This window comes from Lactobacillus sp. C449L (assembly GCF_059900815.1).
This window is the reverse complement of the sequence record NZ_JBWXGA010000253.1, coordinates 1-449: the sequence shown is the minus strand read 5'-3', so window position 1 is coordinate 449 and position 449 is coordinate 1. Positions and strand designations below refer to the sequence as shown.

Here is a 449-nt window from a genome sequence, read left to right as displayed (position 1 = left end):
CTATACGCGATGGTAATAATCCATATTCGTTACGTTGCCGGCCGAGGCGCGCGGCTCGCGTGCCGGAAACATCGCTTCCGCCGCCCGGATCGCCTTGAGCGACGCCTTCGCTTTATTGACGGTTTCCCGATATTCGCTCTCCGGCACCGAATCCCAGACGATGCCCGCGCCGGACTGCACATAGGCTTTGCCGTTCTTGAAGACGATCGTGCGGATCGTGATGCAGGTATTCAGGCTGCCGGAAAATCCGAGATAGCCGATCGCGCCCGCGTACGCGCCCCGCGCCTCGTTCTCCAGCTCGGCGATGATCTCCATCGCCCTCAGCTTCGGCGCTCCCGACACGGTGCCGGCAGGCATGCAGGAGACGAAAGCATCGAAGAAATCCTTATCTTCCCGGAGCTTGCCCGAAACGTTGGAGACGATATGCATGACGTGCGAATATCGTTCGA

1 pseudogene is annotated in these 449 nt (G+C 59.9%); it reads right to left on the bottom strand.

Annotated elements, in window-relative coordinates:
* Positions 1 to 102: 102 nt before the first annotated feature.
* Positions 103 to 449, bottom strand: a pseudogene (locus tag AC2JF9_RS09275) (chorismate-binding protein); the annotation flags it as partial.